Annotated in this window: 21 protein-coding genes; 12 read left to right on the plus strand and 9 right to left on the minus strand. The window is 64.3% G+C overall.

The annotated features are described in order from the left end of the window. The coding region (gene ligD / locus ABIV12_RS09685) for a DNA ligase D (protein ID WP_348058677.1) at positions 1 to 1,532 on the plus strand (1,532 nt) is incomplete at its 5' end. On the opposite strand, the gene ABIV12_RS09690 is transcribed toward ligD, so the two are convergent. From ABIV12_RS09690 to ABIV12_RS09710, 5 genes are all read right to left on the minus strand, one after another. Then, complete coding sequence (locus tag ABIV12_RS09690; protein ID WP_348058679.1) at positions 1,529 to 2,623, minus strand: DNA topoisomerase IB; 1,095 nt, start codon at positions 2,621 to 2,623, stop codon at positions 1,529 to 1,531. The genes ligD and ABIV12_RS09690 overlap by 4 nt on opposite strands. 49 nt (positions 2,624 to 2,672) lie before the next feature. After that, on the minus strand, positions 2,673 to 3,995 hold the full coding sequence (locus ABIV12_RS09695) for a TCR/Tet family MFS transporter (RefSeq protein WP_348058681.1): 1,323 nt from the start codon (positions 3,993 to 3,995) through the stop codon (positions 2,673 to 2,675). 36 nt (positions 3,996 to 4,031) lie between these two features. Continuing rightward, a complete protein-coding gene (folE, locus tag ABIV12_RS09700) occupies positions 4,032 to 4,655 on the minus strand; it encodes a GTP cyclohydrolase I FolE (RefSeq protein ID WP_348058683.1) in 624 nt (207 codons plus the stop codon). Between the two features lie 138 nt (positions 4,656 to 4,793). Next, positions 4,794 to 5,978 carry a class I SAM-dependent rRNA methyltransferase gene (locus ABIV12_RS09705; protein WP_348058685.1) on the minus strand — a complete coding sequence of 395 codons (1,185 nt, stop codon included), beginning with the start codon at positions 5,976 to 5,978 and terminating at the stop codon, positions 4,794 to 4,796. Between the two features lie 45 nt (positions 5,979 to 6,023). Next, positions 6,024 to 7,226: a GGDEF domain-containing protein gene (locus tag ABIV12_RS09710; protein WP_348058687.1), complete on the minus strand. Its 1,203-nt coding sequence runs from the start codon at positions 7,224 to 7,226 to the stop codon at positions 6,024 to 6,026. Between the two features lie 204 nt (positions 7,227 to 7,430). Between ABIV12_RS09710 and ABIV12_RS09715 the strand changes: the two genes are divergently transcribed. The 3 genes from ABIV12_RS09715 to ABIV12_RS09725 all read left to right on the plus strand — a co-directional run bounded on the left by ABIV12_RS09715 (position 7,431) and on the right by ABIV12_RS09725 (position 10,239). Beyond that, complete coding sequence (locus ABIV12_RS09715) at positions 7,431 to 8,228, plus strand: rhomboid family intramembrane serine protease (protein WP_348058689.1); 798 nt, start codon at positions 7,431 to 7,433, stop codon at positions 8,226 to 8,228. A gap of 65 nt (positions 8,229 to 8,293) precedes the next feature. Next, entirely contained in the window at positions 8,294 to 9,187 is an 894-nt protein-coding gene (phhA, locus tag ABIV12_RS09720; RefSeq protein WP_348058691.1) for a phenylalanine 4-monooxygenase, read from the plus strand. 11 nt (positions 9,188 to 9,198) lie between these two features. Further along, positions 9,199 to 10,239 carry an alpha/beta hydrolase gene (locus tag ABIV12_RS09725; RefSeq protein ID WP_348058693.1) on the plus strand — a complete coding sequence of 347 codons (1,041 nt, stop codon included), beginning with the start codon at positions 9,199 to 9,201 and terminating at the stop codon, positions 10,237 to 10,239. Between the two features lie 13 nt (positions 10,240 to 10,252). Here the strand turns inward: ABIV12_RS09725 and ABIV12_RS09730 are convergent, their stop codons facing one another. Next, positions 10,253 to 11,248, minus strand: a complete 996-nt coding sequence (locus ABIV12_RS09730) for a hypothetical protein (RefSeq protein ID WP_348058695.1) — start codon at positions 11,246 to 11,248, stop codon at positions 10,253 to 10,255. A gap of 458 nt (positions 11,249 to 11,706) precedes the next feature. Between ABIV12_RS09730 and ABIV12_RS09735 the strand changes: the two genes are divergently transcribed. Then, positions 11,707 to 12,441, plus strand: coding sequence for a hypothetical protein (locus tag ABIV12_RS09735; protein WP_348058697.1), 735 nt, complete (start codon positions 11,707 to 11,709; stop codon positions 12,439 to 12,441). 124 nt (positions 12,442 to 12,565) lie between these two features. Here ABIV12_RS09735 and ABIV12_RS09740 read toward each other — a convergent pair whose 3' ends face one another. The 3 genes from ABIV12_RS09740 to ABIV12_RS09750 all read right to left on the minus strand — a co-directional run bounded on the left by ABIV12_RS09740 (position 12,566) and on the right by ABIV12_RS09750 (position 15,602). Further along, positions 12,566 to 14,287, minus strand: a complete 1,722-nt coding sequence (locus tag ABIV12_RS09740; protein WP_348058716.1) for a DUF885 family protein — start codon at positions 14,285 to 14,287, stop codon at positions 12,566 to 12,568. 109 nt (positions 14,288 to 14,396) lie between these two features. Next, the gene (locus tag ABIV12_RS09745; protein WP_348058698.1) at positions 14,397 to 15,098 is read right to left on the minus strand and encodes a YafY family protein; all 702 of its coding nucleotides are present in this window, start codon (positions 15,096 to 15,098) and stop codon (positions 14,397 to 14,399) included. A 129-nt stretch (positions 15,099 to 15,227) separates the two neighbouring features. Next, the gene (locus ABIV12_RS09750) at positions 15,228 to 15,602 is read right to left on the minus strand and encodes a VOC family protein (RefSeq protein ID WP_348058700.1); all 375 of its coding nucleotides are present in this window, start codon (positions 15,600 to 15,602) and stop codon (positions 15,228 to 15,230) included. A 158-nt stretch (positions 15,603 to 15,760) separates the two neighbouring features. Between ABIV12_RS09750 and ABIV12_RS09755 the strand changes: the two genes are divergently transcribed. The 7 genes from ABIV12_RS09755 to ABIV12_RS09785 form a co-directional block, all read left to right on the plus strand. Continuing rightward, entirely contained in the window at positions 15,761 to 16,765 is a 1,005-nt protein-coding gene (locus ABIV12_RS09755; RefSeq protein ID WP_348058702.1) for a class 1 fructose-bisphosphatase, read from the plus strand. Next, on the plus strand, positions 16,762 to 17,490 hold the full coding sequence (locus tag ABIV12_RS09760; protein WP_348058704.1) for a 2OG-Fe(II) oxygenase: 729 nt from the start codon (positions 16,762 to 16,764) through the stop codon (positions 17,488 to 17,490). Before ABIV12_RS09755 ends, ABIV12_RS09760 begins: the two co-directional genes overlap by 4 nt. Positions 17,491 to 17,628: 138 nt before the next feature. Beyond that, a complete protein-coding gene (locus ABIV12_RS09765; protein ID WP_348058706.1) occupies positions 17,629 to 18,675 on the plus strand; it encodes a saccharopine dehydrogenase NADP-binding domain-containing protein in 1,047 nt (348 codons plus the stop codon). Between the two features lie 70 nt (positions 18,676 to 18,745). Further along, the gene (locus ABIV12_RS09770) at positions 18,746 to 19,372 is read left to right on the plus strand and encodes a TIGR00645 family protein (protein WP_348058708.1); all 627 of its coding nucleotides are present in this window, start codon (positions 18,746 to 18,748) and stop codon (positions 19,370 to 19,372) included. A gap of 184 nt (positions 19,373 to 19,556) precedes the next feature. Beyond that, positions 19,557 to 19,772, plus strand: coding sequence for a hypothetical protein (locus tag ABIV12_RS09775; RefSeq protein WP_348058710.1), 216 nt, complete (start codon positions 19,557 to 19,559; stop codon positions 19,770 to 19,772). Positions 19,773 to 19,870: 98 nt separating this feature from the next. Then, positions 19,871 to 20,917: an aldo/keto reductase gene (locus tag ABIV12_RS09780; RefSeq protein ID WP_348058712.1), complete on the plus strand. Its 1,047-nt coding sequence runs from the start codon at positions 19,871 to 19,873 to the stop codon at positions 20,915 to 20,917. A gap of 29 nt (positions 20,918 to 20,946) precedes the next feature. Continuing rightward, the coding region (locus ABIV12_RS09785; protein WP_348058714.1) for a UvrD-helicase domain-containing protein at positions 20,947 to 22,986 on the plus strand (2,040 nt) is incomplete at its 3' end.

The following is a 22,986-nucleotide window of genomic DNA, read 5'->3' on the forward strand; positions in this document are numbered from 1 at the left end:
CGAGCACGCACATTGTCGGCCACGGCGATCGCGTCTTTGCCGCCGCAGGCCGCGAAGGCCTCGAAGGCATCGTCAGCAAGCGCGTCGACTCGCGCTACATCGAAGGTCGCTCGCGCGACTGGGTGAAAGTCAAGCATGCGAACACCGACGAATTTCTCGTCGTCGGCTACAGCGCTCCGCAAGGCGCGCGCAAGGGATTCGGTGCGTTGCTGTTGGCGACGGTCGACCATGGCGCGCTGCGCTATGTCGGTCGCGTCGGTACCGGCTTCAACGATGCGCTGCTGAAGACGTTGACCCGGAAGCTCGAAGCGCTGGCAACCGCCGACGCAACGGTCGCGCTTCCGGCGCATGTTCCGTTTCGCGCGAGCGCGGTCCACTGGGTGCAGCCGAAGATCGTGGTCGAAGTGGAGTTTCGCGGCTGGGCGAAAGAAGGGCTGCTGCGCCAGGCGAGTTTTCAGCGGATCCGCGACGACAAGACAATGGAGGATCCTGGAATGCCAAACGTGAAAGGGAGCGGAAGAAAGGTGGCGGCGACCGGGAAACGCGCATCGGCGAAGAACGTCGTGGCAGCACGTGCGACATCGACGAACGCATTGCCTGCAACGCCATCGCCAAAGCCGGTGCGTGCGACGAAGGTGCGCGCAACGGCCGCCGCTCAACGCGACGTGACGATCACCCACCCGGAGCGCATCGTCTTTCCCGGGACGCGCATCACCAAGCAGGACGTCGCCGACTACTACCGGTCGGTGATCGGATGGATGCTGCCCGAACTCGCCGACCGGCCGCTGTCGGTTATCCGTTGCCCGGACGGAGCGGGCGGCACGTGTTTTTTCCAGAAGCATCACGCTGCCAAGCTCGGCGGCAGCGTGGCGTCGGTGCGTCTCAAGGAGAAAGGCGGCACCAGCGACGACTATCTGTATGTCACCGATCTCGCCGGCGTGCTCGAACTGGTGCAGATGAGCACGCTCGAGTTTCATCCGTGGGGCGCGAAGGTCGATCGACCGGAGCGGCCGGATCGACTCGTGTTCGATCTCGACCCGGGCCCCGGCGTCGAGTGGAAGGCGTTGATCGCTGCGACGCGCGACGTCCGCGCAAGGTTGCTCGAGGCCGGTCTTGAAAGCTTCGTGCGCCTCTCCGGTGGCAAGGGTACGCACGTGGTGGCGCCGATCGATCCCACGGTCGACTGGTCACAGGCGAAGGCGTTCTGCGAAGCGTTCGCCACCGCAATGTCCGAGCACCGGCCGCTGTTGTACCTTGCGACAGCCAGCAAGGCGAAGCGCGAAGGTCGCATCTTCATCGACTGGCTGCGTAACGCGCGCGGCGCGACAAGCGTCGCAAGCTGGTCGTTGCGTGCACGCGAGGGCGCACCCGTCGCGATGCCGATTCGTTGGGAAGAGCTGGGGAAGATGAAAAGTGCCGCGCAATTCGATCTCGCTGCGGCCCTGCGTCGTGCGAAAACGTTGAAGGACGACCCTTGGCAAGGCTTCGACAGCCTTCGTCAATCCCTGCCTCGATTCGACGCGGCGGACTAGCGGCCGCTGCGCGCCGACTTGTTCGTGCGCGCATGCGTACGCAGCAATCGCAGCGACGCGGTTTCCAGCTGGCGCGGATGCACCGCGGCGGTAGATGACACGATGCGTTGCAGCCGGCCCGCTCGCCAGGTCTCGAATGCGGCTGGATGGATGTACGAACCGCGGCACACCGCTGGAGTGTTGCGCAAGCTCTCCGCCACATTCCGGACAACCGCCGCAATGGCCGCTGCCAGCGCGCGTTCGCCGGTCGATTCAGGGATCGGCGTGCGCGCGAGCAGTGCGATCGCGCGTACCGTGCCACCCCAGGTGCGGAAATCCTTGGCGGTGAATTCGCCGCCCATTGCATCGCGCAAGTAGTCGTTGACCATGCCCGAATCAATCGGCTGGCGCGCGCCGTCGTCGTCGAGATACTGGAACAGTGCCTGCCCGGGCAACTGCTGGCACCGACGCAGCACGCGCGTGAGGCGCGCGTTGTCGACCGTCACATCGTGCGGCTGCCCACTCTTGCCGCGAAAACTCAGGCGGACGCGACCGTCGCGCAGGAATGCAACGTGGCGCTCGCGCAGTGTCGTCAGGCCGTACGACTTGTTGGTGCGGGCATATTCCTCGTTGCCGACGCGGATCATTGTTTCCGCCATCACGCTGACCGCGACCGCGAGCACCTTTTCACGCGGCAATCCGGGCAGCCCAAGGTCGCGCCGCAAGCGTCGGCGCAGTCGCGGAAGTTGTCCGCCGAATTCGGCGACCCGCGTGAACTTGCCATTGCCACGAATGGCATGCCAGCGCGCGTGGTAGCGATACTGCTTGCGCTGACGCGCATCGCGGCCCGTCGCCTGCAGGTGGCCGCGCGCACTGGCGCAGATCCACACATCCTCGTAAGCCGGTGGAATCGCGAGGCGACGAATGCGCGCAAGGACCTCCTCATCGGTCACGCGTTTTCCGTGCGCATCCAGATAGAAAAATCCGCTGCCGCGCCGCCGCCGGTGGATTCCCGGCTGATCATCGCTGACATAGGTCAGTCCAACGATTTTCGCCGCGTCGATTGCAGCGGAGGAGGCGGAAGCCCCAACGTGTGGATCAGGAGTCGCCACGGGAGTGACCGGATGGACGGGATCGCCGTTATGCCGCGACGTGGCTGAATCAACGCTGCTCGTGTCCGCCGTCGTTGGCGCGTACCTCAGCCAAAGGCATCCCCGGGGTGACGATCTCCGGTTTTCGGTTCGCCACATCCTCCTGCGCGCCTGATCGCGTCACTCGCATGGCGACCAGCAACGCGACGATCAGCAGAAACGAGGACAGCAGGAACGGCGCGCCTGGCAAATGGATTGGCGCGTGGTTGCTGATGAAAAGCGCGAACACCTGGGTGAACAGCGCAGGTCCGATAATGCCCGCAACACTCGCGAGGCTCGAAACCGCCCCCTGCAATCGTCCCTGTTCGCGCGGTCCGACCTGTTGCGACATCAACGCCTGCGTCGATGGACCTGCGAGACCCCACAACGCGAGGAACGGAATGCCGATCAGGAACACCGGCCCGTTGCCGGCCAGCGCCATGCAGGCGAACCCGATGCCGCCAAACACGATACCGGCGAGCACGGTTCGCCGTTCGCCGATGCGCGGCACCAGTTTGCCGACCAGCCACGCCTGCACGATCGCGTTGCACAGGCCGACCAGCGCGAGCGTGTAGCCGACCTTCTGCGGTCCCCAGCCGTAGCGATAGTCGGCGTACAGCACGAACACGCTCTGCAGCACGTAGTGCGCGAGGTCGCTGAGCAGCACCACCGCGGCCAGACCGAACACCTGGCGATAGCGGCGCAGCAGCACCAGAGATCCGAACGGATTGGCGTGACTCCAGTCAAACCGCGCGCTGCGTCGATCGGCGGGCAGCGACTCGGGCAGGATGAACCAGCCGTAGCAGAAGTTGGCGAGCGCGAGCACCGCTGCCGCATAGAACGGCGCCCGCACATGGATGCCGCCAAGCAGCCCGCCGAGCGCGGGTCCGATGATGAAGCCGACACCGAACGCGGCTCCCAGCATGCCGAAGCTCGCGGCGCGCTTCTCCGCCGGCGTCACGTCGGCAATGTACGCATTCGCGGTGGTGAAACTCGCCGCAGTGGCACCCGAGATGCAGCGCCCGATCAACAGCAGCGGCAAGCTGTTGACCAGCGCCATGAACAGAAAATCGATGCCGACGCCGAGATTGGACAGCAACACCACCGGGCGTCGCCCGAAGCGGTCCGACAACGCGCCCTGGATCGGCGAGCAGACGAACTGGATCAGCGCGAAGAGCGTTCCGAACACGCCGACCCACAACGCGGCATTCGCGATGCCGCCGCCGGCGAGTTGCTCGACCAGGTGCGGCAGCACGGGAATGATGATGCCGAATGACAGCACGTCGATCAGCACCGTGATGAAAATGAAGGCGAGTGCCGCCTTGCGTGGCGCAGTCGCAGCGGCGTCGTTCACGCGCAGGCCCCGAAGTCGTCGGGATCTCGCTGCAGGTCAGCGACGGCTGTCGATATCGATGAAGCGCAGGAACTCGGCACGCGTTCGCGCGTCGTCGCGGAACGTGCCGAGCATCTGGCTGGTGATCATCGAAACGCCCGTCTTGTGCACGCCGCGCGTGGTCATGCACTGGTGCACCGCGTCGATCACGACACCGACCCCGCGAGGTTTGAGCACGTCGTCGATGCAGTGCGCGATCTGCGCGGTGAGTTTTTCCTGCACCTGGAAGCGGCGCGCAAAACCGTCGACGACGCGCGCGAGCTTGGAAATTCCGACCACTTTCGATGTCGGCAGATAGCCGACATGTGCACGACCGATGATCGGCGCCATGTGGTGTTCGCAGAACGACTCGAAATGGATGTCGCGCAACACGATCAGTTCGTCGTAGCCGGCGACTTCCTCGAACGTGCGACCGAGATACCCGGCCGGATCGGTCGAGTAGCCGGAAAACCAGTCGCGATACGCTTCGGCCACCCGCTTCGGGGTATCGAGCAGGCCTTCCCGTTGCGGATCCTCGCCGGACCAGCGGAGCAGCGTACGCACTGCATCCTCAGCCTGCGCCTGGGTCACAGACGGATTGGCGGGCTTGCTCGGGGTGATCGTTTTGCGGGGCGGGCTCATCGAACGTGCGCTGCGCGGAGGCGGATCGCGAGTCTAGCAGGCTGCCCGAAGCCCGCAGCCTTGCGCCGGCGATCGACACAATCCAGCCGGCCGCAAACAACGCGGTCCGGCCTGCACGACGTTGCATTTGCCTGACAGTTACTCGACGCGACAGAACGCGGCCTTGAGGTAGCGCGACTCGGGCACGTGCGCCTGCCACGGATGATCCGGCCCTGCGCCCGTCACTTTCAACACCTGCACGGTGCGGTTCGCGTAGTACGCCGCGCGGCGCAGCATGTCGAGGAACTGGTCCTCGCTGACCAGGCCGGTGCACGAACACGTCAGCAGGATGCCGCCACGCTTCACCGCGCTCATCGCGAGCTTGTTCATGTCGAGGTATTTCTTCAGCGCGGGGATCACCTGTTCGCGGTCGCGTGTCATCTTGGCCGGATCGAGAATCACCACGTCGAACTGCTTGGCGTTGTTCGCCGCCGCGTCACGCAGCCAGTGGAAGATGTCCGCCTGCACGAAGCGCACCTTCACCTTGTTGAGGTACGCGTTTTTTTCGGCGATCTCGAGAATCTCTTCGTCCAGATCGACACCGACGACTTCCTCGGCACCGCCAATCGCTTTCGCGTAAATCGCAAAGCCGCCCGAGTTGCAGCACAGGTCGAGCACGCGCTTGCCCGCGCAGAGTTCCGAAAGGAGCTTCCGGTTGTCGCGCTGGTCGGCGAAGAAGCCGGTCTTGTGCTTGGTGCCGGGCGCGGCGTGGAACTGCACGCCGTGTTCGTGGATCACCGTCGGTGGCGGCGACTTCGGAATCGCGCAGTCGAAGCTCTCCTGCTTCTGCACGTGTTCCTCGGCGAACGCGTACAGGTCTGCATCCGGGAAATGCGCGAGCAGGCAACGCTTGATCACGTCGCGCTGCTTGTACATGCCGGCCGAGAAGAACTCGACCACGACCGTATTGGCGAACCGGTCGACGACCAGCCCGGAAAGGCCATCGCCCTCCGAGTGCACGAGACGGTACGCGTCGGTGATCGCATCGAGTTGCAGCAACTCCCGCCGCAATGCGATCGCATCGCCGATCTTGCGGGCAAAGAACTCCTCGTCGATCGCCTCGTCGGGATCCTGGGTCAGCACGCGCAGCGAGATACGTGAATGGCCGTTGTAGAAACCGCGGCCGGCGAACGTGCCTTCACGATCGACGATCTCGACGATCGTGCCGGGTCGGGGCTTGGGATCGGGCTTCTCGACCATCTTCTGGAAGATCCAGGGGTGGTTCGAGCGGCGTTCGGTTCTGAGCTGGATCAGCGGCAGCGCATCCGCGGCAGGTTGGTTCATGGCGCCATGATAGCGAAGCGCAGATCGCAGGGCTGCTCCGATTGCTCAGGGCATCGTCGGCGCGAGCAGTGACGGGCCGCCGGCTGCAATCGTTTGCGAGGCGGCTGCAATGCGGTCGCGGCCTGCGCGCTTTGCGCTGTACAGCGCACGGTCCGCGTCGCGCAAAAGCGATGTCAGATCGCCGATCCCGCGATCGAATGCGGCCACGCCGATCGAGACGCGCAGGCTGAGTGAATGGCTCTCGATGATGAGGGGCGACGCGGCGACGTGTTGGCGGACGCGCTCCGCGACCAGGCATGCTTCCGTTTCACCGAGGTCTGGAACGAGGATGGCGAATTCCTCGCCACCGATGCGGCACAGGATCTGCCCCGGATGCAGCGATTCCTGGATCAGTCCAACCATTCCGCACAGCGTCTCGTCGCCGACATCATGGCCGAACTCGTCATTGATGCGCTTGAAATGGTCGATGTCGAGCGCCAGCAGGGACAGCGGTTTTCCGCTGCGCGCAGATTCGTCCATGGCCTTCGCGGCGAGTCCTGCGAGCGTGCGGCGGTTGTACACGCCGGTCAGTGGATCGCTCATCGCCAGCCGGGCGAGGTCGTCGTTGAGCCGGTCGCCGCACATGAGCACGAAACCAATGGTGCCGATCATTGGCAGCACGGAGCTGAAGACGTACACGATGCTGCTGATGAGAGCATAGGTTTCGTGCGACACGAACGGCGGCCCGAGCAGCACCACGAAGCCGCGCGTGATCGCGAGGGCCGCGCACGCGATGAACAGGCTGCCGGTCAGATAATCGGCGGGCTTCAACGACGGCCGCTCGCGCAGGATGGCGTGTGCGACGCTGTATTCGAGCAGCGCGAGGGGCAGACAATTGAGCGCGACGCGCCAGCGGTCGTCCGGCCAGACCAATCCGAACAGGACAGAGATCAGCGTCACCACCGCCACCAGAACCCAACCGAAATAGCCACGCGGACGGCCGGTGAACAGATTCACGGCGCGCCCCATTTCGGCGTACGCGAGTGCGTAGATCATGTTCAGCGGGATGACCAGGGCCGGCTCGGGCGAGGTGCCGACCACTGCCGGTGCGAACAGCGCAACGGCCTGCAGGAACAGACCACCGATCCACACGCGCAGCGTCGCGCGCAGTTGCGGCGGATAGCGCGACGCCGCAAAGCGCAGGCTCGCGCCCACTGCCAGCGTCAGCAGTGAGGTCAGGGTCAGCGCGGTGGCGACATCGAATTGCATGAAGCATTGAGCATCAGACACGCGTTCCGGCGATCTCCCGGTGGGGTGGATCGGCGGAGCGACGCGAAATGAGCGTTTCCCCTTGGACGAGCCGAGCAATACAACAAGATCCTGGTGTTGATGACAGCGTTTCGCGGGCGGACCGCCCTGTCCGCCGTCACGCATGGTACTTGCGCCGGTCGCGCGAGCCCCCACCGTTCATGCATGGATATTGCCCGCCCAACCCCTGAACCCACACCGACCGCCGTCGCACACGACCGCATGCGGGTGCGCTATGCGGTGCTCGGCGCCAGCGCATTGCTGGTGGGAATCTGGCTGGCCTGGATCGGCGCGTGGCTGTTTGGCTGGCCGCTCGGCGATCTCGGCATCGTGCCGCGACGGCAGGACAGCCTCACCGGCATCCTGACCGCGCCATTCGCGCACGCGTCGTTCGACCATCTCATGTCCAACACCCTCCCGCTCGGGGTGCTCGCGACGCTGACGTTGTATTGCTACCCGCGAGCGGCGCGGCTCGCGCTGCCGTTGATCTGGGTGCTCTCCGGCCTCGGCGTGTGGCTGTTTGCGCGATCCTCGGTCCATGTGGGGGCAAGCGGTATCGTGCACGGACTGATGTTTTTCCTGTTCTCGATGGGGCTCTTCCGCCGCGATCGGTTGGCAATCGTCACGTCCCTTGTGGTGTTCTTCCTCTACGGCGGCATGTTGCTGACCGTGCTCCCGGGCAAGGAACAGGTGAGTTTCGAATACCACCTGTTCGGCGCGATGGCCGGTGTGCTGGCGGCGTGGTTGTTCCGTGGCCGCGACCGCTCGCCGCCAGCGAAACGATACAGCTGGGAAATCGAAGCGGAGCGGGAGGCGAAGGTCGATGACGAGTTCGACCTGCCCCGTCCGCACGAGGTTCCCGTGTTATGGCAACGATCCGCGACCGATACCGGTCGTGGACGCATCATCGAGTTCCGACAGCGCGAGCCGCAGGACGACCCGTCGCGCCCGACGTTGCACTGAACCCATCGGTCAGCCGGCGTCGCGCCATCCGCGTTAAGCTGTCCGGCACGAATGAGGATGGCCACATGAATCCCACCGAGCCGCGCCGCGTCGAACACCAGCAGACCGACAAGGGTTACGTTCCCGTGTACACCACCGGCGTCGTCGAGCAGCCGTGGTCGACGTATTCGCGCGCCGACCATCAGACCTGGGCGACGTTGTTCGAGCGGCAGCGCGCCATCCTCGAGCAGCGCGCATGCGCCGAGTTCATCGAGAACCAGAAGCGCTTCCACATGACGCCGGACGCGATCCCGCGGTTCGACGACCTCAACACCGTGCTGATCAAGGCGACCGGCTGGCAGCTGATCGGCGTCGAAGGCTTGCTGCCGGAATTGACGTTCTTCGATCACCTGGCGAACCGGCTATTCCCGGTGACCTGGTGGCTGCGCAAGCCGGAGCAGATCGACTACATCGCAGAACCGGATCTCTTCCATGACCTGTTCGGCCACGTTCCGCTGCTGCTCAATCCGGTGTTCGCCGACTACATGGAGGCGTACGGCAAGGGCGGCGTGAAGGCGCACGGCATCGGCGCGGAAGCGCTCATCAATCTGACCCGGCTCTACTGGTATACGGTCGAGTTCGGTCTGATCCGCCAGAACGGCGAACTGCGCATCTATGGGTCGGGAATCGTCAGTTCGAAAGGCGAGTCCATCCACTGCCTTGAGTCGCCGGCGCCGAACCGCATCGGCTTCGACCTGCGGCGCATCATGAAGACGCGCTACCGCATCGACACCTATCAGAAGACGTATTTCGTGATCGACAGTTTCGACCAGCTGATGGACGCGACACGACCGGATTTCGCATCGATCTATGCGGAACTGGCCGAGCAGCCATCGTTCCCCGCCGGTGACGTGCAGGGCAGCGATGCGGTATTCCATCGTGGCACCGGCGCGGGCTGGGCCAGCGACGGGGACGTTTAGGCGTCCATTCGATGTCGCGCTTTTTTTGCCAGATGCCGCGCTGGGCAGCGGCAGTCGTCGGGCTCGCGCTCATGGTCTCATCCTCGGCAGACGCCGGCCAGCCGAGTACGGCGGTCATCTCCGATCCGGCGTATGCAACCCCGCAAGCCCTCGTCGACATCGACCACGGCCGTCGCCTCAACCTCTACTGCATCGGCACCGGCGCGCCAACGGTGGTATTCGACGCCGGACTCGCGAACTGGAGTCAGATCTGGGGCCTGGTCCAGCCCGTGGTCGCGAAGACGACGCGTGCGTGCGCGTACGACCGCGCCGGCCTCGGCTTCAGCGATCCGCCGACGCGGCCCGGATCGAGTGCGAACATCGTTGACGACCTGCACCGATTGCTGACGGCCGCCGCCATCGCGCCGCCCTACGTGCTGGTGGGCCATTCGTATGGCGGAATGAACGTGCGGCTTTACGCCAGCATGTACCGCAACGATGTCGCCGGTCTCGTACTCGACGATTCGTCGCACGAGGAATGGACCGCGCGCTGGCTCGTGACGCATCCCGACCAGCGGATCGAGATGGCGACCGACGATGCCGACGCCGTGAAGACCGCGAAGGACTGCCTCGCTGCAGCGCGTATCGGCATGGTACCGGGCACGGCCATCTTTGCCCGATGCGCGACCAGTACCTCCAATTCGCGGTATGTCGACGCGATCAGCGCGGTGTATGGACGATTGCAGCAGGAACCGGGTTTCCTGCAGGCGCGCATGTGGGAAGAACACGCGTTCGACTACGACAGCCCGCCCCAGTTGTTGATGGCGCGACGCCCGTATGGCGATCTTCCGATGGTGGTGCTGACGCACGCGCAGTCCGATACCGAATCGGGCCTGCCGGACGATGAAGGCGGCGATCTCGCGGTTCAATTGCATGGAGAACTCGCCGCGCTGTCGACGCGCGGCGTGCAACGCGTCGTTCCTCATGCGGGCCACGACATCCATTTCGACCAGCCGCAGGCGGTGATCGATGCGATCCTCGAGGTCGTCGGGGTTGCTCGTCAGTCGAAGTGAAAGCGCTTGGCACTTACGACGCGAGATCGAATCCGTCGTCGAACAGGAAGTCGCACGTGCTGTACCACGGGGATACGCCTGTCGCGACATCCCAGGCCGTGCTCCCGGACGGCGTGAGCGAGTTGGAACAGAGCTGCGAACTGCCCGGCGTCAGACTGCTCGGCGAGGGCGGCAGCGGAACGGGACCGGTGAGCTGGTTGCCGCCAACCTTCAGGATCTGCAATTCGTTCAGGCCCTCCAGTGACGGAATCTCGCCCGTCAACTGATTGGTGCCGACCAACAGGAACACCAGATGGGGAAGCGGCGTCAATGCGGGGATCGGGCCGGTCAACGCATTGTCGTTCGCGATGAATCCGTGAAGATCGGTCAACGAGCTGAGGTCAGGAATGCCTCCGGTCAATTGATTGCGCCCAACGGTGAACCACTGCAGATGGGGTTGCGTCGAAGGGTCCGGAATCGATCCAGTCAGATGATTGGAGTCCACCTCGAAATACACCAGCGCCTTGGGTCCTGCCAGATCCGGAAGCGGGCCGCTGAAGTCGTTTTCGAGGGCGAAATAGAACTGCAGATTGACGAGTGTCGTCACGGGTGGCAACGAGCCATCCAGATGATTGCGGCTCATCGACAGATTCACCAGATTCACCAACGCCGAGAGATCGGGAACACCGCCGGTCAACTGGTTGTCGTCGACTGCCAGAGCCTCCAGCGCGGTGAGCTGTGCCAAAGGCGGAATCGTACCGCTGAGCTGGTTGCTGTAGAGCGAGAGCCGGATCAGGTTCGGCGTCTCCAGAAGCGATGGAATGCCGCCGGTCAGCTGGTTGCCGGCCACGTCAAGGCGTGTGAGACGAGCGAGGCCTGCGAGAGACGGGATGGGGCCGGTGAACTGGTTGTCGAACACGCTGAACTCCTGCAAGTTCGTCAGCGCGCCGAGCGAAGGCAGCAGTCCTGCAAGCTGGTTGCCCGAGACATCGAATGTCTGGAGCGCGCCCAATGGTTCGAGGTCAGGCACTGTTCCCTCAAGGTTGTTGTTCGACAGCGCGATGCCGACGACATGTTCTTGCGGGCGTCGCAGGCAACTCCGAGCCAGCCGCATTCGGTCCCAACCGCGCCATTCCAGCCCACCGCCGCGAACCAACCTACCCCGTTGGTCTGCGAATACAGCGCGGTCAAGACGTCGCGTTCCGACGACGGGATCGCCGCGAGCGCAGACCCCCATCCCATCGTCATGACACCCAGCCAAATCAAAACCACGCGCAACGGTCGGAGACGTGCGCAGAATCCACGACAGTTCACGGTCGTGCAACAGGAACGAACGTGCGTCATGCAACTCTCCCCCATCGATGGCTGTCCGTTATGCTGATGCTTCTAAGATTCGACCGCAATCGATGGTCGGCGACGCGCATCCGGAAAATCATCGTGTCGCCGGGTGGCTCGCTGTGTCCCGCCGAAGGTCAATTGGAGGTTCGCGTGGCATTGGTTCGATCCGCGGCATTGCTGCTCTCATTTTTCCTCGCGAGTCAGGCCATCGCCGAGGTCAAGGAATCCGCTGCCGACGCGTTTCTGGTGACGGTGGAGGCGATCACCCCGGCAACTCCGGCGAAGGTGTACGCCGCACTCACGCAGCCGCAACTATGGTGGAGCAGCGAACACACCTGGTCGGGCAAAGCCGCCAATCTCAGCCTGAAGGCCGAAGCGGGTGGCTGCTTCTGCGAGCACTGGACGGAGGGGAGCGCAGAACAGGGCCGCGTGATCATGGCGTTGCCGGAAAAACTCCTGCGCCTCGAAACCGCGCTCGGCCCGTTGCAGGAATTCTCGCTCAAGGGGACCTTGAGTTTCTGGCTCAGGCCCGGCGACGAGGGCGGCACCAGACTCGGTGTCGAATATCGCGTCAATGGCGCGAGCAACAGCGCCCTCGACACGTTCGCGCCGGACGTCGACGGAATGCTCGGCCTGCAGGTCGGGCGGCTCGTGCGTTACCTCGACAGCGGCAATCCCGACGTACCGGCAACGCCGCCTGTCAAGGAAGAATCCGAGTCGCAGAAAGAAGCGCGCGCGGCGATCCTCGAGGAATGGAAGAAAAGCGCCGAAGGACAGCAGCCGACGTCCGAGAAAGTGCCGGCCATTCCGTTGACGCCGCCTGGGAAGAAAACGAAGCCTGCAAAACCCGACGCGACCAGGGCGGACGGCAAGCAGGATCGTTGAGGTTCGTCAGTGCGGGCAACAACAACGGCAAGAGCTTCATCACGTAGGACACCAACAACACACGAAGCTGAAGATTTCGAGAGTTTCCTCTTCGTTTCCTTCGTGCTTAAGGCTTTTTGCTTCGTCACCCCGTCTTGTGCGACGCGATCCACGCGTCGATCCGCTGTTGCAGCAACGGCAACGGCACCGAACCCTCGGCCAGGATCGCATCGTGGAACGCGCGCAGGTCGAACTTCGCACCGAGCGTTTTTTCGGCGCGCGCGCGCAACTCGACGATCTTCATTTCACCGAGCTTGTAGCTGAGCGCCTGCCCTGGCCACGAAATGTAGCGGTCGACCTCGGTTTCGACTTCGTGCTGGCTGAGCGCGGTGTGGCTTGCGAGGTACGTGATCGCGCGCGCGCGTGTCCAGCCCTCGTGATGGATGCCGGTGTCGATCACCAGACGCGCAGCGCGCCACATTTCATACGTCTCGCGCCCGAATTCCTCGTACGCGGTGTGGTAGATGCCCATCTCCTTGCCGAGCTTTTCGCAGTACAACGCCCAGCCCTCGCCATACGCCGAGATGTAGTTCTTGCTGCGGAATTCCGGCTGGTTCTTCTGCTCCTCGGCCAGCGCGCCTTGCAGAGAGTGGCCGGGCGCCGATTCGTGCAGGGTCAGCGCGGGAAGGTTGTAGAGCGGGCGCGACGGAAGATCGTAGGTATTGACCCAGTAGGTGTGCGCGCTGCCGCGGCCCGCGGTCCAGAACGGCGCGATCGCCGCGGGCACCGGGTCGATGCCGAAGCGCCCGCGCGGCAGCAACCCGAAATACTGCGACAGCTTGCCGTCGACCTGCTTGGCGATCCACGCGGCGCGCATCAGCAGTTCGTCGCCGGACTTTGCGTAAAACTGCGTGTCGCTGCGCAGGAATGTCAGGAATGCCGGGAACTCGCCGGTGAAGCCGCTTGCCTTCATCGTCGCCTGCATCTCGGCATCGATGCGTGCGACCTCGGCGAGACCGATCGCGTGGATCGCCTCGGGGTCGAGATCAAGCGTCGTGTACTCACGGATTTGCTGGCGGTAGAACGCCTCGCCGTCCGGCAGCTTTTCCGCCGCGAGCGTGGTCCGCGCATGCGGCACGTAGTCTTCGCGAAAAAACACCAGCAACTTCGCATACGCGGGAATCACGTGTTCGCGAATCGCGCGCGTCGCATCGGCGCGCAGCGTTACCTGCTCGGCCTCGGGGATTGTCGACGGAAGTTTCTTCAGCGGTTCATAGAACTCGCTGTCCTCGGGCGTTTTCGCCTCGGCGTAATTCGCGATCGACACATCGCGCCCGGTCAGCACCGCGCGAGGAACCGAAAATCCACGCTTGAGTCCCGCGCGCATGTTGACGATGTTTTCGGAGAAATAACGCGGCACATCGTCGAGCTTGGCAATGTAGTTGCGCACCGACTGCACGTCGCGCAGTGGCCGGCGCGCCATGAAGCCGAGATCCGACCAGAACTGCGAATCGCTGTTGAACGGCATCTCGTAGGTGCGGAAACGGATCTGTGCGGCGAGGTCGCCAACCTGCGGTCGGTACACGGCGAGGTTCACCTGGTTCTCCGCCGAAAGATCTTTCGTGGCAATCGCATCGAGCTGTTTCAGCACGTCGTCCCAATACGCGAGGCGCATCTTCTGCGCCGCTGCATCGACGCTCGGCAAATGGTTGTCGTCGGGACTTGCAGCGCGATCCTCGTCGTCATCGCCGGCGAACTGCTGCTGGCGCCAGCTCCATTCCTTTTTGTAAAGCGCCTCGAACGCCGCGTCCGCAGTGCCAGCGCGCGCGAGCGGAGCAAACAGGGCGCAGGCCATCAACGCCATCATCAGGCCAGCCAGACATCGGTTCATTGGCGATTCCCACGAGCGGCAAACGCCGATCATCGCATCGTTTCGGCGCCGAGCGCGTGCGTTGGACGCGGACCCCACGTCTTCGTCATGACAGGTCGAGTGCGTCGGTCTCTGCGCCGACCGCATGCAGGTAGGCCGCGAGCCCGCGCCCGCTGGTTTCTTCGCAGGTCTCGCCGGTCGGTTCGAATCCGGCGATGCGGTCGGGACGAAAATTGCGGAACGCGATGCGCAGCCGACACCAGGTGCCGAGCGTCCACACGCCGCCCCAGAAGGCGAGGCACAAAGGCTCGACTTCGCGCACACTGGTGCGACCCGATTCGTCGCGATAGTCGAGCCTCAGCACATGATGGGCCGTGATCGCCGCATGCAGGCGATCGATGACGGTGGCAGCGGCCTCGGTGCGGCTGGTCGGTGCAAAGATGCGTGAGCGGTTGGCGCGCTGGCGCAGGTCGGGAGGCAACACCGCTTCGATCTTCAGAAGCGCCGCCTGCGCCCCGCGCTGCAGGCGCTGCCCTGCAAACGCCTTCACGAACCGCGTACCGACCACCAGCGCTTCGAGTTCGTCGGCGTTGAACATCAGCGGTGGAATGTCCGACCCTTTGCGCAGCACGTAGCCGACGCCCGCCTCGCCTTCGATCGGCACGCCGGAGAGCTGCAGGTCGGCGACGTCGCGATACACCGTGCGGACCGATACGGCCAGTGTCTGCGCGAGCTGGCGCGCCGGCACTGCCGTGCGTCGACCGCGCAGCGCATGGATGATGAGGAACAGGCGGTCGGCTCGGCGCATCGCGTGATGATCGCCTCCGCGGGGTTCTGACGGCAAACCGGCGACACGCCACGTCGCCAGGCGGCGCGAGCGGTCGCTGCCGCCGGCCGCACGCTGGACGCAAGAGACGCGTCCGGCCCGCAGGGTCCCTCAGTTCGGCGACCACAGTCCCACGCGGTTGCCTTCGCAATCGCGGATCTGCGCGAAGTAACCCATGCCCGGCGGCAGCGCAGTGCACGGAACGAACACATCTCCTGCGTGCGCCTTGACCTTGTCGAGCGCCGGGCGGATGTCGTCGATGCTGATGTAGACGACGCTGCCCTGCACCGAGGGTTCGCAATCGGGCATCCGCACCAGCGCGCCGCTTGAGTTGGGTTTGCCAGCGCCGCGGAACACCGCCATGTCGTTGCCGCCGAAATTCTCGCGGGCCAGCTCGATGCCGAGCATCTTCTCGTAGAACGACTGCGCGCGGTCGAGGTCGTGCGTCGGGATCTCGAACCAGGCGGGGACATTGGGATTCAACATGGGTCTCTCCTCGGGATGACGCCGGCTGGCGTGATGCGAAGAGTGCGGGGGTGCCACTGACAGCATGGTGTCAGCAAGGCACGCCGCCGACCGACTGGCATCGCCTCGCGCAAGTCCCGACAATGCGCGCCTGCCGTTCACCGCCGGAGCCGTTGCCCATGAAGTCGATTTCCATGACCCAGTACCTGCTCGAGGAGCAACGTGCCGGGCGCATCAATGCAGACCTGCGCCTGCTGATCGAGGTCGTCGCGCGCGCCTGCAAGCGCATCTCGATCGCCACCGCGAAGGGTGCACTGGGGGGCGTGCTCGGCAGTGCCGGTACCGAAAACGTGCAGGGCGAAACGCAGAAGAAGCTCGATGTGCTGTCGAACGAGATCCTGCTCGAAGCGAACGCGTGGGGCGGTCATCTCGCCGCCCTCGCGTCGGAGGAGATGGACGACCCGCATCCGATTCCCGATCGCTACCCGAAGGGTGAATACCTGCTGGTATTCGATCCGCTGGACGGCTCGTCCAACATCGACGTCAACATTTCGGTCGGCACGATCTTCTCGGTGCTGCGCTGTCCCGAAGACGTGAAGCCGGATGAAAAGGCGTTCCTGCAACCGGGGACCCAACAGGTTGCCGCCGGGTACGCGATCTACGGATCGAGCACGGTGTTCGTACTGACTCTCGGCGACGGGGTGTACGCCTTCACGCTCGATCGCGAGCAAGGCAGCTTCGTGCTCACCGGTTTGCGACTGCGCATACCGGAAGAGACGGCCGAGTTCGCCATCAACATGTCGAACCAGCGCCACTGGGAAGCGCCGATGCAGCGCTACATCGACGAACTCCTCGCCGGGAAAACCGGCCCGCGCGCGCGCGACTTCAACATGCGCTGGGTCGCCTCGATGGTCGCCGACGTGCACCGCATCCTGACCCGTGGCGGCATCTTCATCTATCCGCGCGACCAGCGCGACCCGGACAAGCCCGGCAAGCTGCGCCTGATGTACGAGGCGAATCCGATGTCGATGATCATCGAGCAGGCCGGCGGAGCGTCGACCGACGGACATCGCCGGATCATGGAGATCCAGCCGCAGAAGCTGCACCAGCGCGTCGCGGTGTTCCTCGGTTCAAAGAACGAAGTCGAGCGTGCGACCGCCTTTCATGACGGCACCGCGGCATGACGGAGGGCGATGCGCCTGACTTCATCGAGGTCATCGACGGTGCCGTCGATCCGAAGGTCTGTGCCGAACTGATCGCCGCATTCGAAGCCAGCAGCAAGGTGGTGCGCGGCGCAACGGCGGGTGGGGTCAATACTCGTCTCAAGGACAGCTGGGATCTCGACATCACCCGCAATGCCGAATGGAAGTCAGCGGAGAACCTGCTCAACGGCGCGATGATGCAGGGAATGCTCGCCTATCTGCGCAAGTACACCTACCTGGCGCTCGCGCCGACAGCGCTGTATCGCAAGGGCCCGGCCGGCGACGGCATGGTGATGCTCGGTATCGATGACGTCCGCGCGTTGTCGGATGCGGACCTGCAGCGACTGGTCATCCAGTTGTTCCGTCCCGGCGGCATCAACCTGCAGCGCTACTTCGCCGACCAGGGCGGGTATCCGTACTGGCACAGCGAGATCGCGCCGCGTGCCGGCAACGACGACAACCTGCACCGCGTGCTGCTGTGGACGGTCTATCTCAACGACGACTTCGACGCCGGCGAAACGGAGTTTCTGTACCAGCACCGGAAGATCACGCCGAAAACCGGTTCGCTCCTGATTGCGCCGGCAGGATTCACGCACACGCATCGCGGCAACATGCCGGTCGGTGGCAACAAGTACATCGCAACCTCGTGGGTGTTGTTCCAGCGGGCAGAACAGATGTACGCGGATCCGTCGAAGAAAACGCCGTAGGCTGGACGCGCTCGCGCGGCCGGCGCTTCTCGCACGATGCGGCTCGCGCCTCCCGCGTTTCAGACGTTCTGCCTACGGGGCCATGACGCGGGTGTTACGTTCGCGTCCCGACGAATGACCGCACCGAGGAGGCCAAGCATGGACCCGATCCTGATCTACGGAGCAAACGGCTACACCGGCGCGCTGATCGCCGAAGAAGCCGTGCGACGCGGCCTGAAGCCAGTGCTCGCCGGCCGCAACCGCGACGCGCTCGACGCACTCGCGCAGAAATTGTCGCTGACGCGCCGCGTGTTCACGCTGGAGGATCCGGCGGAGATCGCGCGCCATTTCGACGGCATCGACCTGTTGCTCAATTGTGCGGGTCCATTCTCGCAAACGGCAGTGCCGTTGCTCGAAGCGTGCCTCGAACACAGCGTCCATTATCTCGACATCACCGGCGAAATCGACGTGTTCGCGCTGTGCCATCGTGCGCAGCCGCGCGCGCAGCGGCAGGGTATCGTGGTCGCGCCAGGCGTCGGGTTCGATGTCGTGCCGACCGACTGCGCCGCCGCGATGCTCAAGCAGCAGCTGCCGGATGCGACGCACCTGGTGCTGGCATTCGAGGCGGCCGGCGGGCCAAGCCCGGGGACGGCAAAGACCAGCGTCGAAGGACTGGCAAAGGGCGGTCGCGCGCGGGTCGACGGGAAGGTGGTCGACGTGCCGCTCGCGTGGAAGTCGCGCACCTTCGAGCGCGATGGCCAGCCGCGCACGGCGATGACGATTCCTTGGGGTGATGTCTACACGGCGTTCGTGTCAACCGGCATCGGGAATGTCGAAACCTACATGGTCACGTCGCCGAAGACGATTGCGCGGGTCCGTCGCCTGCGCATGCTGATGCCATTGCTCGCACTCGCGCCGGTGCAGTCGTTCCTCAAATCGCGCGCGGGGGCGACCGCAGGCCCCGACGAACAGCGCCGCGCTGCAACGCGCTCGCATGTCTGGGGCGAAGTACGTAACGCCGCGGGCGACGAACGTCGCCTGCAGCTCGTCGTGTCCAATGGCTATGCGCTCACAGTGCAGTCCGCACTCGGCATCGCGCAGCACGTGCTGGCAACCAGGCCGGCGGGCGACTACTACACGCCGTCGCAAATGATGGGCGCCGGGTACGTGCTGTCACTGCCTGGGACCTCGCTGATCGACGGTTGATCGGCGGCGTTCCGCACGCAGTGCCGGCGCTTGCGGCTAGAATCGCCATTGCCTCGAAGGGACTTCCCGGATGATCAAGCCTCCCACTCCGCTGCTGCCGTTGCCGGCACTGATTTTCTCGTCCCGCTGGCTGCAGGTGCCGCTCTATCTCGGCCTGATCGTCGCGCAGGGCGTGTACGTGATCCTGTTCGTGAAGGAACTGTGGCATCTGATCCACGATGCCCTGACGTTGAGCGAGCAATCGATCATGTTGATCGTGCTCGGGCTGATCGACGTCGTGATGATTTCCAACTTGCTCATCATGGTGATCGTTGGCGGCTATGAAACGTTCGTGTCGCGGCTTGGCCTCGAAAGCCATCCGGACCAGCCCGAGTGGCTGAGTCATGTCAATGCATCGGTGTTGAAGGTCAAGCTCGCAATGGCGATCATCGGCATCAGCTCGATCCACCTGCTGAAAAGCTTCATCGAAGCAGGCGCGCTTGGCGGTGGTCTGCCGTTCTGCTCGCCGGAACTTGTCGGCCAGATTGCCGACGAGGTTGTCCTCGGCGGAGGAAAGAACTGCACGACGCTGACGACCACCGGCGTGATGTGGCAGACGATCATCCACTGCGTGTTTATCGCGTCCGCGATCGGCATCGCCTGGACGGATCGACTGATGGCCGGGCTCCACGCTCCGCGCGCTGCAGAGGCGCACTGAGCCGGAGCGGAGCTGCGAACAGGCTCCGCACCGATCCAGTGCAGGGCCGTTCAGCTCACACAGTCGATAACTGCACGCACACGGCGAAGCTCGCGGCGCGCGGAGCCTGACGGAATCCCGACGGATTGCGTTGTCCCGAACGCGCGTGCGCGCCGACAGTCACTCATTCAAAGGGGAATTCATCATGCGTATCGGACTCATTCTTGCCGGCATCGTGCTCATCGCGGTCGGCGCTGCGGCCTTCACCGGAAACCTCAACTTCACGCAGGACAAGGAAGTGGTGAAGGTCGGCGGCCTTTCCGCGTCCGTCAAACAGGACAAGACCGTGCCCCAGTGGATCGGCGGACTTGGCGTGCTGGTTGGCCTCGGTCTCGCCGCTGCCGGCGCAATGCGCAAATAACGACCTCGTTTGCGGGACATCCGCGGGCGCCCGTTGTGTTGAATGTCCGCGAACATCCCCAAGTCAGGACCTCACGTCGTTGATTGGAGGAGTTCGCCATGGAATACCGTCGTCTCGGTGCTTCCGGATTCACGGTTCCCGTGTTGAGTTTCGGCACGGGAACCTTCGGTGGCAAAGGTGACTTTTTCGCCGCGTGGGGAAGCACTGATGTTGATGAAGCGCGGCGATTGGTGGATATCTGTATCGACGCCGGCGTCACGATGTTCGACAGCGCGGATATCTATTCCGGTGGTGCGTCGGAGTCCGTGCTCGGCGGCGCAATCAAGGGCCGCCGCGATCAGGTTCTGATTTCCACCAAGGCGACGTTCCGCTCCGGCGACGGCGCAAATCAAGTCGGCTCCTCGCGTTTTCATCTGATCAACGCGATCGACGCAGCGCTCAGGCGCCTCGGCACCGATTACATCGACCTGTTCCAGTTGCATGGGTTCGACGCGCTCACGCCGGTCGAGGAAACCCTGTCGACGCTGGACGATCTCATGCGTGCCGGCAAGGTCCGCTACACCGGCGTCTCCAATTTTTCGGGTTGGCACCTGATGAAGTCGCTCGCGGCAGCCGATCGCCACGGCTATCCGCGCTACGTCGCGAACCAGACCTACTATTCGCTGATCGGCCGTGACTACGAATCCGAACTGATGCCGCTTGGGCTCGACCAGGGCGTCGGTGCGGTCGTGTGGAGTCCACTCGGTTGGGGACGCCTCACCGGCAAGCTCCGACGCGGCCAGCCATTGCCGGCGACGAGCCGCCTGCACGAGACCGCTGACATGGGTCCACCCGTGCAGGACGAGGCGCTCTATCGCGTCGTCGATGCGCTCGATGTCATTGCCGCGGAAACGGGAAAAAGCATTCCACAGATCGCTCTCAACTGGTTGCTGCAGCGGCCCACCGTGTCGACCGTGGTGATCGGTGCGCGCAACGAGGAACAACTGCGCCAGAACCTCGGCGCCGTCGGCTGGAATCTCGATGCGGACCAGGTTGCGAAGCTCGATGAGGCGAGTGCCTTCACGCCGGTGTATCCGTACTGGCACCAGAAGGGATTCTCGGAGCGAAATCCCGACCCGGTGCCGGCGTCCGCCAAGCGTCGTTAAGGTGCGCCGCCTGCCCGTTACAATGACGGATGGACGTTTCCCACCTGCTCGACGGTCTCAACGATTCCCAGCGCGAGGCGATCACCGCGCCTGCCGGACACTACCTTGTGCTTGCCGGCGCAGGCTCCGGCAAGACGCGTGTACTGACCCACCGCATCGGCTGGCTGCTCGAGGTCGAACGCGTGTCGCCGTGGTCGGTGCTGGCGGTGACCTTCACCAACAAGGCCGCCGGCGAAATGCGCGGCCGCACCGAAGCGTTGATCGCCGGCGGTGCGCGCGGGCTGACGATCGGCACGTTTCACGGCATCGCACATCGGCTGCTGCGTCGCCACTGGCGCGAAGCGCGGCTGCCGGAAACATTCCAGATCCTCGACAGCGACGACCAGCAGCGCCTCGTCAAGCGCACGATCCAGGGGCTCGGTCTGGACGAATCGCGTTTCCCGCCGCGTCAGGCGACGTGGTTCATCAACAGCGCGAAAGATGAAGGCAAGCGACCCGACGGGCTCGACCCGGGGAACAATCCAGTCAACCGCGTGCTGATCGACGTGTATCGCGCGTACGAAGCCGCATGCCAGCGTGCGGGTCTGGTCGACTTCGCCGAACTGCTGCTCCGCGCCCACGAACTGTGGCTGCAGGATGACGCGTTGCTCGCGCACTATCGCGAGCGCTACCGGCATCTGCTGATCGACGAATTCCAGGACACCAACACGCTGCAATACGCGTGGATCCGCGTGTTGGCTGGAACCAGCGGCAGCGTCTTTGTCGTCGGCGACGACGATCAGGCGATCTACGGCTGGCGCGGCGCGCGGGTCGAGAACGTGCAGCTGTTCCTGCGCGACTTCCCCAGCGCGAAGACGATCCGCCTCGAACAGAACTATCGCTCGACCGGCACGATCCTCGCGGCTGCAAACGCGGTCATCGCGAACAATCCCGATCGCCTCGGCAAGCAGTTGTGGACCGCTGGAGATGCGGGTGATCCGGTCGACCTGTATGCGGCCTACAACGAGCAGGACGAAGCGCGTTATGTCGTCGAGCGCATTCGCGAGCACGCCCGCGCCGGACACAAGTTGTCCGAGGCTGCAATCCTCTATCGCTCGAATGCGCAGTCGCGCAACTTCGAAGAGCAGCTGATCCAGCACGACGTCGCCTATCGTGTGTATGGCGGGCTGCGTTACTTCGATCGCGCGGAAATCAAGGATGCGCTCGCCTACCTTCGCCTCGTCGGCAACCGCCACGACGACGCCGCCTTCGAGCGCGCGGTCAACACGCCGCCGCGCGGAATCGGCGATCGCACGCTGGACCTGCTGCGTCAGCGCGCGCGGCGCGAGAACACGTCGATGTGGGAAGCGGTGCTCGGGGAGCTTGGCGCCGATGCGTTGGCCGGTCGCGCGAAAAATGCGATCCGCCTGTTCGCGGAGCTGATCGAGGAACTCGCGCGCGACTGCCTGTCGCCGGCGAAGGACACGTCTGCTGCAGCCGAATCACAAGCAGAGATGGATGCAGCAGTTGTCGAGCGCGACATGACCGTCACCGACGGACCACTCGCGCTGTCCGAACAGATCGAACACGCGATGGCGCGCTCGGGCTTGCGCGATTTCTACGAGAAGGACAGCCGTGGCAGTGCCGAGTCGCGCACCGAGAACCTCGACGAGCTGGTCAATGTCGCGAGCCGTTTCCGGCGCACGCCGGACGATCTCGAGGCTGGCCTGTCGGAACTGGCCGCGTTTCTCTCGCATGCTGCGCTCGAATCGGGCGAAGGGCAGGGTGAGGCATGGCAGGACTGCGTGCAGCTGATGACGCTGCATTCGGCCAAGGGGCTCGAGTTTCCGCTGGTGTTCCTCGTCGGTCTCGAAGACGGCTTGTTTCCGAGCCAGAAATCAAGCGAAGAGCCCGGTCGGCTGGAGGAGGAGCGGCGTCTCGCCTACGTCGGCATCACGCGCGCTCGCGAATGCCTGGTGCTGACCTATGCGGAATCACGGCGCATGCACGGCGTGGAATCGTACGCGCGGCCATCGAGATTCCTCGGCGAAATTGATTTCAACCAGCGTATGCGCACCGGCGCCTTCGTA

Source organism: Dokdonella sp., assembly GCF_039926425.1.
Classification (GTDB): domain Bacteria; phylum Pseudomonadota; class Gammaproteobacteria; order Xanthomonadales; family Rhodanobacteraceae; genus Dokdonella_A.

Bases quoted from the DNA above. Each gene is read 5' to 3' on its own strand.
- folE (WP_348058683.1), bottom strand. From the start codon at position 4,655: ATGAGCCCGCCCCGCAAAACGATCACCCCGAGCAAGCCCGCCAATCCG.
- ABIV12_RS09705 (WP_348058685.1), bottom strand. From the start codon at position 5,978: ATGAACCAACCTGCCGCGGATGCGCTGCCGCTGATCCAGCTCAGAACC.
- ABIV12_RS09710 (WP_348058687.1), bottom strand. From the start codon at position 7,226: ATGCAATTCGATGTCGCCACCGCGCTGACCCTGACCTCACTGCTGACG.
- ABIV12_RS09715 (WP_348058689.1), top strand. From the start codon at position 7,431: ATGGATATTGCCCGCCCAACCCCTGAACCCACACCGACCGCCGTCGCA.
- phhA (WP_348058691.1), top strand. From the start codon at position 8,294: ATGAATCCCACCGAGCCGCGCCGCGTCGAACACCAGCAGACCGACAAG.
- ABIV12_RS09725 (WP_348058693.1), top strand. From the start codon at position 9,199: ATGTCGCGCTTTTTTTGCCAGATGCCGCGCTGGGCAGCGGCAGTCGTC.
- ABIV12_RS09740 (WP_348058716.1), bottom strand. From the start codon at position 14,287: ATGATGGCGTTGATGGCCTGCGCCCTGTTTGCTCCGCTCGCGCGCGCT.
- ABIV12_RS09745 (WP_348058698.1), bottom strand. From the start codon at position 15,098: ATGCGCCGAGCCGACCGCCTGTTCCTCATCATCCATGCGCTGCGCGGT.
- ABIV12_RS09750 (WP_348058700.1), bottom strand. From the start codon at position 15,602: ATGTTGAATCCCAATGTCCCCGCCTGGTTCGAGATCCCGACGCACGAC.
- ABIV12_RS09755 (WP_348058702.1), top strand. From the start codon at position 15,761: ATGAAGTCGATTTCCATGACCCAGTACCTGCTCGAGGAGCAACGTGCC.
- ABIV12_RS09760 (WP_348058704.1), top strand. From the start codon at position 16,762: ATGACGGAGGGCGATGCGCCTGACTTCATCGAGGTCATCGACGGTGCC.
- ABIV12_RS09765 (WP_348058706.1), top strand. From the start codon at position 17,629: ATGGACCCGATCCTGATCTACGGAGCAAACGGCTACACCGGCGCGCTG.
- ABIV12_RS09770 (WP_348058708.1), top strand. From the start codon at position 18,746: ATGATCAAGCCTCCCACTCCGCTGCTGCCGTTGCCGGCACTGATTTTC.
- ABIV12_RS09775 (WP_348058710.1), top strand. From the start codon at position 19,557: ATGCGTATCGGACTCATTCTTGCCGGCATCGTGCTCATCGCGGTCGGC.
- ABIV12_RS09780 (WP_348058712.1), top strand. From the start codon at position 19,871: ATGGAATACCGTCGTCTCGGTGCTTCCGGATTCACGGTTCCCGTGTTG.